The sequence below is a fragment of the Cecembia calidifontis genome (genome assembly GCF_004216715.1).
Classification (GTDB): Bacteria; Bacteroidota; Bacteroidia; order Cytophagales; family Cyclobacteriaceae; genus Cecembia_A; species Cecembia_A calidifontis.
Genome location: NZ_SGXG01000001.1, coordinates 1,353,883 through 1,366,462, shown reverse-complemented (window position 1 = coordinate 1,366,462; position 12,580 = coordinate 1,353,883). Strand labels below are relative to the sequence as shown.

General features: G+C 43.6%; 11 protein-coding genes. 3 read left to right on the top strand and 8 right to left on the bottom strand.

The genetic code is table 11. The features are described 5' to 3' along the window. Window positions 1-148 precede the first annotated feature (148 nt). The 4 genes from BC751_RS22315 to BC751_RS05900 all read right to left on the bottom strand — a co-directional run bounded on the left by BC751_RS22315 (window position 149) and on the right by BC751_RS05900 (window position 5,532). Window positions 149-583, bottom strand: coding sequence for an aminotransferase class V-fold PLP-dependent enzyme (locus BC751_RS22315; protein ID WP_242617382.1), 435 nt, complete (start codon window positions 581-583; stop codon window positions 149-151). 281 nt (window positions 584-864) lie between these two features. After that, window positions 865-1,917 carry a 2-oxoacid:ferredoxin oxidoreductase subunit beta gene (locus BC751_RS05910; RefSeq protein ID WP_130274735.1) on the bottom strand — a complete coding sequence of 351 codons (1,053 nt, stop codon included), beginning with the start codon at window positions 1,915-1,917 and terminating at the stop codon, window positions 865-867. Further along, window positions 1,892-3,730: a 2-oxoacid:acceptor oxidoreductase subunit alpha gene (locus BC751_RS05905; protein ID WP_130274734.1), complete on the bottom strand. Its 1,839-nt coding sequence runs from the start codon at window positions 3,728-3,730 to the stop codon at window positions 1,892-1,894. Before BC751_RS05905 ends, BC751_RS05910 begins: the two co-directional genes overlap by 26 nt. Further along, window positions 3,727-5,532, bottom strand: coding sequence for an FAD-dependent oxidoreductase (locus BC751_RS05900; RefSeq protein ID WP_130274733.1), 1,806 nt, complete (start codon window positions 5,530-5,532; stop codon window positions 3,727-3,729). Before BC751_RS05900 ends, BC751_RS05905 begins: the two co-directional genes overlap by 4 nt. Window positions 5,533-5,709: 177 nt before the next feature. Here BC751_RS05900 and BC751_RS05895 point away from each other — a divergent pair, with 177 nt between their 5' ends. Next, window positions 5,710-6,477: an SDR family NAD(P)-dependent oxidoreductase gene (locus tag BC751_RS05895; RefSeq protein ID WP_130274732.1), complete on the top strand. Its 768-nt coding sequence runs from the start codon at window positions 5,710-5,712 to the stop codon at window positions 6,475-6,477. An 8-nt stretch (window positions 6,478-6,485) separates the two neighbouring features. On the opposite strand, the gene BC751_RS05890 is transcribed toward BC751_RS05895, so the two are convergent. Both BC751_RS05890 and BC751_RS05885 read right to left on the bottom strand, forming a co-directional pair. After that, the gene (locus BC751_RS05890) at window positions 6,486-7,574 is read right to left on the bottom strand and encodes a serine hydrolase domain-containing protein (RefSeq protein ID WP_130274731.1); all 1,089 of its coding nucleotides are present in this window, start codon (window positions 7,572-7,574) and stop codon (window positions 6,486-6,488) included. Beyond that, complete coding sequence (locus BC751_RS05885; protein ID WP_130274730.1) at window positions 7,571-9,640, bottom strand: S9 family peptidase; 2,070 nt, start codon at window positions 9,638-9,640, stop codon at window positions 7,571-7,573. The genes BC751_RS05890 and BC751_RS05885 overlap by 4 nt, the downstream gene beginning before the upstream one ends. A gap of 138 nt (window positions 9,641-9,778) precedes the next feature. Between BC751_RS05885 and BC751_RS22310 the strand changes: the two genes are divergently transcribed. After that, the gene (locus BC751_RS22310; RefSeq protein WP_242617596.1) at window positions 9,779-10,546 is read left to right on the top strand and encodes a sensor histidine kinase; all 768 of its coding nucleotides are present in this window, start codon (window positions 9,779-9,781) and stop codon (window positions 10,544-10,546) included. 19 nt (window positions 10,547-10,565) lie between these two features. Here BC751_RS22310 and BC751_RS05875 read toward each other — a convergent pair whose 3' ends face one another. Both BC751_RS05875 and BC751_RS05870 read right to left on the bottom strand, forming a co-directional pair. Further along, the gene (locus tag BC751_RS05875; protein ID WP_242617320.1) at window positions 10,566-11,516 is read right to left on the bottom strand and encodes an IS3 family transposase; all 951 of its coding nucleotides are present in this window, start codon (window positions 11,514-11,516) and stop codon (window positions 10,566-10,568) included. Further along, entirely contained in the window at window positions 11,513-11,908 is a 396-nt protein-coding gene (locus BC751_RS05870) for a transposase (RefSeq protein ID WP_130273830.1), read from the bottom strand. Before BC751_RS05870 ends, BC751_RS05875 begins: the two co-directional genes overlap by 4 nt. 73 nt (window positions 11,909-11,981) lie before the next feature. On the opposite strand from BC751_RS05870, the gene BC751_RS05865 reads away from it, so the two are divergent. Continuing rightward, the gene (locus BC751_RS05865; RefSeq protein ID WP_242617381.1) at window positions 11,982-12,575 is read left to right on the top strand and encodes a sensor histidine kinase; all 594 of its coding nucleotides are present in this window, start codon (window positions 11,982-11,984) and stop codon (window positions 12,573-12,575) included. Window positions 12,576-12,580: the final 5 nt, after the last annotated feature.

The following is a 12,580-nucleotide window of genomic DNA, read 5'->3' as shown; positions in this document are numbered from 1 at the left end:
AAAGTTTCAAAGGGAAAAGACTTACAAATTTGAATTTACTCCAGACACATTGGATCAGAATATTTAAGACATCAATTTTTCCATAAAATTGATTGGGTAATAATTACCAAAAAGCCAAGGCCAGGTGGACTTTGGCTTTTTTTTATTCTCATACCTTCGATGCTATTTTTTCTAAAGCCTCCACCAGCCTGTCCAGGTCGGCTAATTTAGTATAGACATGAGGTGAAACCCTTACACAGTGTATATTCTCAAGCGCTATAGCGGTAGTATGGATTTTATAATCTGAAAAAAGTTTACTGCTTAATTCCACAGGATTCATACCTTTAATAGAAACTCCGGCCAAGGCACAGCTGTATGCCGCCTTCAATGAAGTGTGTATTTTAACTCCGGGTATCTCTTTTGCCTTGTTGGCCCAATAATCCTCATTTGAAGCTAATTCTTGTGGAGTCCAGCCTTCAAAGGACCGGAAAGCCTCTTTCCAAGTAGCCGCGTGAAGCTGATGAAAAAGGCTATTAACTGAAAACGCCCCTAAGAGGGCGCCGGCCTTTTTAAAAAAAGACCTCCGATTTTCTGGGTTATTCATCAAAGTGCTGGGTAAATTAACTGTAATTCAGGTAAATAAATTGCTAAAAACTTTCCAAAATCCCATCAACTTTTTATCTTTTGTTGTGAACGGTTAGACAAGGCATTTTAATTGTATCAATCCAGGATTAAGAAGAGATTACAAATGTTTGAATTCGAAAACTTGTCCTGGTTTCCAAATTGGCTCAGGGGATTGATGAACTTAAAAAAGAATCCCTGTTCAAGGAATTGAAACTGGCTTTACCTTTTTGGTAAACCGAAAAAAATGCCAGGGCTTGGGATTTACCTAAACCTGGCATTGATAGCCTGAAGGTTGTCTTCCCCAGGACATAGATCTGCTTCATCCAGTCTGTTCAAAGGCTTATGGTAGGTGTTTAATACCCCGTGAAGATCCTTCCATTCAGCGTTTACATACAATAAGCCTGTTAAAATTTCATTTTTAATCCTTGCCTGCTGCAGGGCATTGACTGCAGAGATCCGGTCTTCAGGATCCCAATCTGTTTCCAGCTTATTGAGCTGTATCAAAGAACCGTCATGCAGGGCTATCTTGGTGGATTTTCCTTTCTCATAAGAAGCGGTGATTTCCGGCATTTCCGGAACAAAATCCAAGGTAGAAGTGGCCTCTATATGTTCCCTAACATAATCATAGGATTTGGTGGATCCGGGATTATTATTGAAAGTCACACAGGGAGAAATGACATTCAGAAAAGCAAATCCTTTGTGGTGCATGGCAGCTTTGATCAGGGGAACCAATTGCTGCTTGTCCCCACTGAAACTCTGGGCCACAAAAGAGGCCCCTAACTCAATCGCCATACTGGCTAAGTCAATGGCCTGAAAGGGATTGATGGACCCGGCTTTGCTCTTAGATCCCTGATCGGCTGTGGCGGAATCCTGGCCCTTTGTCAGGCCATAGCAGCCATTGTTCATGACAATATAAACCATGTTCAGGTTCCTCCTTATCACATGGACAAATTGTCCCATACCGATAGATGCGGAATCCCCATCCCCGGAAACTCCAAAATAAACCATGTCCTTATTGGCCATGCTGGCCCCGGTAGCCACTGAGGGCATTCTGCCGTGCACCGAATTGAAACCATGGGAATTTCCAAGGAAATAGGTCGGGGTTTTGGAAGAACAGCCAATACCTGAAATTTTGGCGACATGATGCGGCTCAACGGACATTTCGAAACATGCCTGAACAATCGCCGCACTGATACTGTCATGCCCGCACCCTGCACATAATGTGGATAACGATCCCTCATATTCCTTGAGGGTATAACCCAATTTATTCTTTGGTAATTTGGGATGTCTAAAGAGTGGTTTTAGATAACTCATGAGGCTGGGTTTTTTCTAGGGTTAAGAATTGGGTTATTTGGCTTTTAATGGCATCGGCAGTGATGGGCATTCCGTCGTAATTCAATACAGGTATCAATTTTGAAGGGGACGTCTCAAGTTCCATGATGATCATTTTTCGCATTTGGGCATCGCGGTTTTGCTCTATGACAAAGACCAAGCGGTGGGAAGCAACGAATTCTTCCACTTCTGATCCGAAAGGGAATGCCTTTATCCTGATGGCATCGATTTTCAGGCCTTCTTCCTGTAAAAGGTCATTGGCCTCTTCTGCGGAGTATTGGGAAGTGCCAAAAAACAGCATTCCTAATTCGGATTGGTTTTCCTTTTGATACAATTGGGCGGAGGGCACAAGTTTCTTGGCGGTATCCCATTTTTTGATCAGACGGTCCATGTTCCTCTTGTAGGCGGCACCATCTTCTGTATAGGCGGCATATTCATCCTTGGAAGTTCCTCTGGTAAAAAAAGACCCTTTGGTAGGATGTGTACCCGGATAGGTACGATAAGGAATCCCGTCCCCATCTACGTCAAGGTACCTGCCAAATTTCCCAATATGCTCCAGTTCTTCCGCAGAAAGCACTTTTCCCCTGTCATATTTCCTATTGTCATCCCAGTGAAATGGCTCTGAAACATGGTCATTCATGCCCAAATCCAGATCAGTCATCACCATTATGGGTGTCTGTAACCTTTCGGCCAAATCAAAACTCATCGCTGTGAGCTCGAAACATTCCTGTGGACTGGATGGGATCAAAAGTACATGTTTGGTATCTCCATGGGACGCATAAGCTGCAAGAAGCAGATCGGACTGCTGGGTACGTGTAGGCATGCCTGTACTTGGTCCTGCCCGCTGCACATCAATCAGCACTGCAGGAACTTCTGCAAAATATGCCAAACCCAAAAATTCATTCATCAAAGATACTCCGGGACCACTAGTAGCAGTAAACCCACGTGCGCCGTTCCAGTTGGCCCCGATGACCATCCCCATTGCAGCCAACTCATCTTCCGCTTGGATGATGGCAAATTTGTGTTCCCCGGTATCAGGGTCTATCCTAAATTCTTTGCAATAATGTTCAAAAGCCTCTGCTACTGAAGTGGAAGGTGTAATCGGATACCAGGCCATGACTGTCGCTCCTCCATATACTGCCCCAAGGCCAGAGGCTGTATTTCCATCTACCATGATCTTATCACCTATCAAATCTCTTCTTTCTAAATGGAAAGATAAGGGATAATCAAAATGGCCTTCTACGTAATCCATCCCCAATTGCAAAGCCTGCATATTGGCATCGATCAATTGCTGTTTTCCTTCAAATTGCTCCCTGATCAACTGCCTCACCTCCTCTACATCCATGGACAATAATTTTACCAATGCCCCAACATAGATGATGTTTTTTAACAGCTGCCGCTTTCTGGGGTCCGCAAATGCTCCATTGGACATTTCCATCATGGGTATCCCCAAATAATGGATATCCTCTCTGAAATAAGGAGCCGGAAGCTTTTTTGTACTGTCATACATAAAATACCCTCCCGATTTTACACTCTTCACATCCTTTTCCATACTCTGGGGGTTGACACTGACCATCAGGTCTATCCCTTCCCTTCTGCCCAGGTAACCTTTCTCACTTACCCTTACTTCATACCAAGTAGGCAATCCCTGGATATTGGATGGAAAAATGTTTTTGGGCGTAACAGGAATCCCCATGCGGAAAATCGTCTTCGCGAACAGGGAGTTGGCACTTGCAGAACCGGTTCCGTTGACATTGGCAAACCGGACTATAAAATCATTGATTGCTTGCTTCATTTTTGTATCTGTGGAAGAGGTGCTGGCATTTGGTAGGCTTTGGTAACGGAGTAAAGGAATTTTTGCATGTCCCAGGCTGAGGTCGGGCAACGCTCGGCACAGAGCCCACAGTGCAGGCAAACATCCTCATCCTTTACCATCACCCTACCCGTTTTGAGTTCCTTTGACACTAAAAGGTTCTGTGAAAGATTTTCCGCAGGAACCAAGAGCTTTTGTCTCAATTCGGGTTCCTCTGCATTAACAGTAAATGTAATACAAGATGTGGGACAGATATCCATACAGGCATCGCACTCTATACAGCGCTCAGCAGTAAAAACCGTCTGTACATCACAATTAAGGCAACGTTGGGTCTCTTTATAGGCAGTGGGGACATCAAATCCCAGTTCCACTTCTTTTTTCCTGTCCTTCAGGGTGAGGGTTTTCTCCGCCTGGGGAACAGCATACCTTGGGTCAATAGCCACGCTGCTATCGTAACTCCATTCATGGATACCCATTTTTTGACTGACCAGGTTGGTATGGGGAGAAGGCCTTTCTCTGAGATTCTTTCCTTCACAAAACAGGTGGATAGAAACAGCAGCCTGATGGCCCTGGGCTACTGCTGTAATGACATTTTTGGGTCCAAATGCGGCATCCCCTCCAAAAAACACTTTGGAAAGGGTAGATTGAAATGTAACTTCATCCACTATAGGCATTCCCCATTGGTCAAATTCCAATCCCAGGTCACGCTCTATCCAGGGAAAACTGTTTTCCTGGCCAATAGCGATCAACACTTCATCAGCCGGAATAAATACATCAGGCTCATCTGTAGGAAGCAACTGCCTTTTGCCGTTGGCATCATATACGGCTTTCACTTTTTGGAACTTCATGCCTATAAGTTTGCCGTTTTCCACCTCGAAACTCAAGGGAACATGGTTATCTATAATCTGAATGTCCTCATGTAAGGCATCCTCCTTTTCCCAAGGAGAAGCTTTCATTTCATCAAAGGGACTTCTTACCACTACTTTTACTTCTTTTCCCCCCAGCCTTCGGGAAGTACGGCAGCAGTCCATAGCAGTATTCCCGCCTCCCAGAACAATTACTTTTTCCGAAATGGACTTGGTATGTTCAAAGGCCACATTGGCCAGCCATTCTATGCCGATATGAATGAATTTGTCCCCTTCCTTTCTTCCCGGAAGCTTGGGCAAGTCCCTTCCTTTTGGTGCTCCCGTACCCACAAAAACTGCATCATAGTTCTTTGCGAGGACTTCTTTTAAGCTTTTTACATACGTCAAAAACTGGGTATGAATCCCCATATCCAAAATATAATTCACCTCCTCGTTCAATACTTCTTCAGGAAGCCTAAAAGAAGGAATCTGACTTCTCATCATACCCCCACCGGCAATCTGCTCATCAAATAAGTGGACTTCATAGCCTAATGGGGCGAGATCCCGTGCAACGGTCAAGGAAGCTGGACCTCCACCAATCAGGGCAACTTTCTTTCCATTTGGTTGAAATGGACCTTGAGGCATAAATTGCTTTACATCCCCTTTGTTGTCTGCAGCTACCCTTTTCAGGCGACAGATGGCAACAGGTTCTTCTTCCACCCTGACCCTTCTACAGGCGGGTTCACAAGGGCGGTCACAGGTCCTTCCCAAGACCCCGGGGAATACATTGGATTCCCAGTTAATCATATAGGCTTCTGTGTATTTTTCTGCTGCGATCAGGCGGATGTATTCCGGAACAGGCGTATGGGCAGGGCAGGCATACTGACAGTCCACTACCTTATGGTAATATTCCGGATTTTTTGTGTCGGTAGGTTTCATAGGCTATTGGGTTTATGGGATGAGACCAAAAATCCTTAGACGATAAATCTAATAATTTTCAAAATTTAATGCTGAAATTTTCGCATTAAAATACGCATTTATTTTGACTACTGACAAAATCACAAATATTCACACATTAAAATCAGCCTTTCTATTGATCATAATTTAGAGGAAGCCATGGGAAACAAACTTCAGGGGAAAACTTTTATCATCACAGGTGGAACAAGCGGAATGGGAAAGGCCACTGCCTTGCTTTTTGGCCAAGAGGGGGCACAATTGATCCTAAGCGGTAGGAATACAAGAAGAGGGAAAGAGGCTGAACAGGAAATCAATGACCTTGGAGCTAAAGCTGTTTTTGTCCAAGGCGATGTCCGTGACCTATCCCACAATAAGGAGTTGGTACATTCCGCCATTCTGCATTATGGAAAACTGGATGGCGTACAATGCCATGCCGGAATGCTCGGCCTGGGATCTATTACAGAACTTGAACCTTCGCTTTGGCAGGAAACATTTGCAGTTAATGTGGATGCTGTTTTCTACCTCTTAAAATTTGCTATTCCTGAACTGCTGAAGCAAAAGACTGCCAGCGTAGTGGTCAATTCCTCCATCGCAGCCTTCAAAACTTTTCCCAATCATCCTGCTTATTGTGCCTCCAAAGCTGCCTTGGTGGCTTTGGCAAAACAGGCTGCTGTAGAGTACGGGCCGACAATCCGCATCAATACCATTTGTCCCGGACCAGTGGATACCCCATTTATCCATGATTCGGCGGCCGCTTTTCCCGACCCTGCCAAGGCAGTGGAAAATGCAGGGAAGAACACCCTGCTCCAAAGATTGGGAGAGCCTGAGGATGTAGCCAAACTCTGCTTATTTTTGGCCTCTGAAGATGCTTCCTGGATCACAGGTGCTGCCTTTACGATAGACGGAGGGGTAATGGCCAAAGGGTAATTCCGCAATTAATCCCAATTCCCCAAAGCTTCCAGGGCTTTCTTGATCAGTTCATCTTTGGAATCATGGGCATTGTTATTGAGCATGATGAGGGTTTTATTTTGATCAATGAGCCGGATGATAATGGTACGGTAACCTGGATTGTCCCCTGTATGGGATACGATTTTCCCGTAAGGAGAATCCAATACTATATCCCACCCAAACCCATAATTGCTCCATGAACCATCATTTAGTTGTGTGGGAGAAAATGCTGCTTCCAGTGTTTTCCTACTGACCAATTTTTCGGTGTACAAGGCCTGATCCCAGAGCAACAAATCCCTAGCGGTACTGCTGACCCTTCCAGGGCCCTTTCTATTTCCAAGCCAGACGGTATAATCAGAAGCATGGAATTTATTGGCATTGACATAATATCCATTTTCATCCTGCAGATGCCCTGCAGCGAAATTGACTACCTTGGCTTTTTCTTCCAGGGTACGGATATCTGTGTCTTTCATACCCAGGGGTTGGAAAATCCATTCCCTGGACAATTCAATAAAATCCCGGCCGGTCACCTTTTCTACAATGCTGGCCAGAAAAACATAGCCTGTATTGCTGTACTCGTATTTTTCTCCCGGTTGGGCCAACATGGGGGGCTGGTATTTCTGTAAATATTCCAATATGGCTGCATTGTCTGCCACCCTACTTTTGTCCCAATGCTGATCCATGACCGCCTGATAATCCGGCAGGCCATTGGTATGGGTCAAGAGTTGCCGGATGGTGATGCCCGGATAGGGAGTTGCAAGGTATTTTTCCACCAAATCATCATAGTCCAAAAGCCCTTTCTCTGCGCAGATCATGATCATCATGGCTGTAAATTGTTTGGAAACGGAGGCCATTTCAAAAACATCCGTAGGCAATAATGGTACCTGGTTTTCATAGGAACGAAAGCCTGTGGCCTTTTCAAAAATGATTTCACCGTTTTTGGCCAGGAGAAGAAGACCTGAAAATCCTTTAGTTTCGGCTTCCGAAAAGGCTTTTATTGCCTGATCTTCCTGGGAATAAGCCAAGCTTGTCCCAAACAGCAACAGTATACTAACAAGGGCATATAACTTCCTCATCTTTTTTGGATATGTTTTTGGATAAATTCAAAGGCTGCCTCATAGGCTTTGACCCAATTCCGGTGAAGCAAGAATGAGTGTACCTCATCAGGGAAGACCAATTGTTCCACTTCCACTCCTTGCTTTCTTAATATTTCAAGGAGCTCTACACTTTCACTGAAGACTACATTTCTGTCATCATCCCCTGAAATCAAGAGGACAGGTTCCTTCCAGTTTTTGACATGGAACATAGGGGAGGACTGAAAGGCCAATGCAGCTATTTCAGGATATTTTTCAGGTTTGTACCAGGGATTGAATGTGGGAATGACATTGTTCCAGTCGTGTACGCCATGGATATCAACCCCCAAGAGAAATTTTCCCGGGGCCTGGGCAAGCACATGAGCTGTCAGGTAACCTCCATAGCTTCCTCCCCAAGGGATGATTTTGGAAGCATCTACATCAGGTCTTGACGCCAGATAATCTGCTGCAGCCATGACATCTGCTACCTCCGAGGCCCCTCCGGCACCATAATTTTCTGCTTCTCTGAAGTTAATACCATAGCCAATCCCGCTCCTGTAATTCAAGGTAAGGGCCACAAAACCCTGTGAAGCAAAATACTGCTGCATGGCATCCGCATTGCTGTAATAAATGCTGTAATTGAAGCCATCCAACATCTGTCTCCGGCTTCCTCCATGAAGGAAAATAACAGCAGGATATTGTTTGCCTTCCTGATAATCCTTGGGTTTGTAAAGGTAGGCATGACTGACAAAACCATCTTTTGCCCGGATATCAATAAGCTCAGGCTTGCTCAGTTTTTCAGGAAAATTTTTGGGAAATAAATCGGCAGCGAGCATTTTTTCTCCATCCTCCTTCAAAATCATTGGCCAGGCAGGCCTTTCAAAGGAGGAAGAAAAGTAGGCTATCCCATCCACCGTCCTGAGCGGGGACCAGTGGTTGCTTTTTAAATCAGCAATCAATTCGGTGGATTTGTCCTTTAAATCCAGTCTAATGAGCTGCCTACCAGAGATTTTGAAGGTATTGCTGGTAAGCAGGAGTTCATCGGCATGGAGAGAAGTTTGCACCTTTTCAACCATGCCGGAGCCGGGGGTAAGCCTTTGCACCTTACCGTTCCCAATTTGTACGGCATAAAGCTGAACCCATCCGTTTTTCTCCCAAGGAAAAACAAGTTCCTGTGATGCTGTCCACCAAAGACGCTCATTTTGAGCAGGTATATCGGCTACCATTACACTTCCGATACCTTCATCTGCCCTAAAAACCTCTTTGGCTTCCATGCTGTTCAAGTCAAGTATTCTGATACTCCAGGGGTTGGTGGTTTTTATGGATTTGAAAAGGATTTGATTATGAATATGGGGAACCCTGAGATAGGCCAGGTATTTCCCATCAGGGCTCCAGCTTGGATAGCCGTCATGGTCCATACTCGTCTCGGGATATGACAGTTTTTGTTGCTCCAGATCATAAATACCCACAAAAGCATGGTCTGTCCTGTCACTTTTGAAAGCCAATTTTTTTCCAACGGGAGACCAGGTCAATTGGGAAATAGATCCCCTATGCGTAAACAAAGGTGCAATGGTACCTGGTGTTCCCTGAACATTTCTCAAATAAACTTTGCCTCCTTGAAGATAAACCATCCTTGTACCATCAGGATGAAAAAGAGGAGAATTTCCGCTGGCAAAAAATTTTACTTCTTTGGTCCTTAAGTCAAGGATGTAAATCTGTTGCTCGGTATTTTCCTGTAGCAAGGCAGGATTGGCAGGTTCGCCCTGCCTGTTTTTCGCATTCCCTCTTACAAAGACCAAGCTACGTCCATCAGGAGAAAATATGAGGTTTGAGATCTCCAGTCCATTATCCCCTTTGAAATCAGTTAATCTGACAGCCTGATAACCAGGAGAATCTGCTAAAAATATATTTCGCTCCCCTTTGTCATTGAAAACCCACGCCAGTCGCTTGCCATCATTGGATACTGTAAAGGCAGTGGGAAAAGGGACTGACAGGAAATCGGCTATGGATTGGGCCATAGTCTGTGAAAAAATAAAAATAAGGATCAGGGAGAGCAGGTTCCGTTTCATGGGGTTGAAGGGATTGAATCGTCCAAAAAGATAACAAAATCTTTTTTCCCCATACAAAAAAAACCTAAAATTTGGATAAATTCTTGTATTTTAGAATATTCTATTTCACTACCACTTTAAACCATAATTCCTTTGCCCATGACTTTGGAAAATTTCATTGCCCTGATTTTGCTTATCATTATAAGAAGGCGGCTGGCAAAAGGCGAAATCCACGATCGGTGGAAGTCATGGATCAATTGGGGATTCGTGGCAGTTGCTGTTGTTTTTATACTTAAGGGAATTGGGGGTCTGGGATCGGATCTTTCAAAACTTTTATCCTTAGGACTGATTGGCACCATTATATACTTTATCCTGAAAGAACCTGACTTCAAGGATGCCCGCAACTTGGTTTATGCCATTCTACCCCTTATCATCATCACTGTTTTAGGAGATCTTACCGAATTGATTTCCAAAGATTTTTATAACAATAGGAGCAACTATTTTGAAATCGCAGAATTCCTCGCCATTGTATGGGCCATATCCATGTGGTACAATGCCAGAAAACAGCGAAAAGCGGTGGAAGCTGAACGAAAAAAAGCTGAAGCGCTAGAAAAAGAATTCAAGATTTCAGAAGCCTTAAAGGCCCAACTTGAAATCCAGGTTGCAGAAAGGACAGCAGAAATCAGTAAACAAAAAGAAGAACTGGAAGAAGCTTTAAAGGAACTGAAAGCTACCCAATCCCAATTGATCCATGCGGAAAAGATGGCTTCTTTGGGTGAACTGACAGCAGGTATTGCCCATGAGATACAGAATCCCTTGAATTTTGTGAATAATTTTTCGGAAGTGAGTGTGGAGCTTGTGGATGAGATTCTAGATTCAAGACACAAGACACAAGACACAAGACCAAAGACTGATGTTCTTCCCTGAATAGCGTTGACCGTTTGGTTCAACATTCATTAAATATTTCCATCGGGCAATCATGAGCCAGAGGTTCTTCTCTTGGGCAAACTTCGAAGGGGCTCGATGCCCCTAAGAAGTTTTTTCTTCCTTCGGTATAAACAATCACCGTCGGTCTTTCTTGGGCTTTTAAATTTAGTATATTTTTATAAAATCCCATGGGGGTGTATTTCATTTTAAATCCCCTGTGTAGTCTTATGCTGTTGTAGTTGGCTACAGCTTTCGCCACTTTTCTTTTCAGGTCGCTGAAATCTTTGATTATCCACCTTTTGAGGTATTCATTTTTTATGATTCCATTGATTCGTTCTGCGTAGGGGTTTTCCCATGCGATATTTCCCATACTGATATGGATATTGTTTTTGTTGAGCAAGGAGGTGTATTCTTTACTACTGTACTGGGAACCTTTATCTGAGTGGTGGATCAGGCCCCAAGGCTGGTATCTCAAAGTACTGAGGGCCATTTTCATAGCTTTGATATTACCTTCTGTGCGCAAGTTGTCGTTGACCGAATATCCCACGATGATCCTGGTATAAACATCAATAATGAAGACCAAATAATAGAATTCACCATTGAGGTAAAAGTAAGTGATATCGGTTTGGATGACCTGAAAAGGTCTGTTTATGGCCATACCTTCGATAAGGTTTGGATAAGAATAAAGGCCTGCGTAAGTGGTTTTCTGGTAGTTTTTTATTTTTTTGATACCATATCCCATTTCCATGAAAATTTCACAGAATTGATCCCTTCCCATGAATTCGGGTTTCAATGTATAATACATTTTTTCGACCCCACATCCTGGATGGTCTTCCCTGAGCTCATCGGCCAGGATTACCAGTTGGGCAATTTCAAGATCGAATGCTTGCTGCCTTTTTTTGGCTTGTTGAACGGCCTGCTTGGTTACTCCAACAGTCCGATAAAGTTCATTGAGCGAATGGTTTATCATACTTTTGTTGGATTGGAACCACCAGAGTGTGGGGTTTTGGAGTTTTTTTTAATATCGATTGAGTAAGTTTCTTTGGCCAAATCAATCATTTTTTCCAAATAATCAATCATGATCTGTTTTTGGCCAACGGTACGCTCGAGATCTTTGACCTTTTCTTCGAGTTCTTTGAGCCTATTGGTTTGACTGTCTTTCATCTCAATTATCCTGATATTTTTTTCATTATAGGTCGAATACTTATAAATCCAATGATAAATAACTGAGTTCACAATTCCATAATGTCGCTCCATTTGCTGAACTGTCATGATTCCTTTCTCAAAATCATCAACCAACTTACGTTTAAATTCCTCTGAAAATCTACGCTGAGAATTAATCCTTTTTCCTGTTTTTAACATCTTTTTTCTCGGTTAAAAACGGTCAACCTATTTCAGGGAAGGACATGAGGCGGATAGGTTGGAGGATGAGATATTGGAGGATATCAAACAAAATCTGGAAAAAATACAGCAGCACGGAAAGCGGGCCGATTCCATAGTCAAAGGCATGTTGCAACACAGCCGCTCAGGTACAGGGGAAATGGAAATCACCGACATCAATGAGCTTGTGAATGAGTTTTTAAAATTATCCTACCATGGACTCAGGGCAAAAGACAAAAGTTTCAATGCTGATTTCCAGCTGGATTTAGAACCCGGACTTCCAAAGATTGCTGTGATGCCACAGGAAATCAGCAGGGTACTGCTTAACCTGATCAACAATGCCTTTTATGCGGTTACAGAAAAAGCAAAAAAGGATGTTAAGGAATATCATCCTCTCGTGACCGTCAGCACGAGGAAGAAGGGTAAAAACATAGAAATTGCCGTTAAAGACAATGGCAACGGAATTCCAGCGCATTTAAAAGACAAAATCTTCCAACCATTTTTTACTACCAAGCCTACCGGGCAAGGGACAGGCCTAGGCTTGAGCCTGAGTTATGATATTTTAAAGGCGCATGGGGGGAATATTACGGTGAGTTCCCAAGAAGGGCTTGGGACTGTATTCACAATTGAACTACCACAAGACAGCTAACCCTT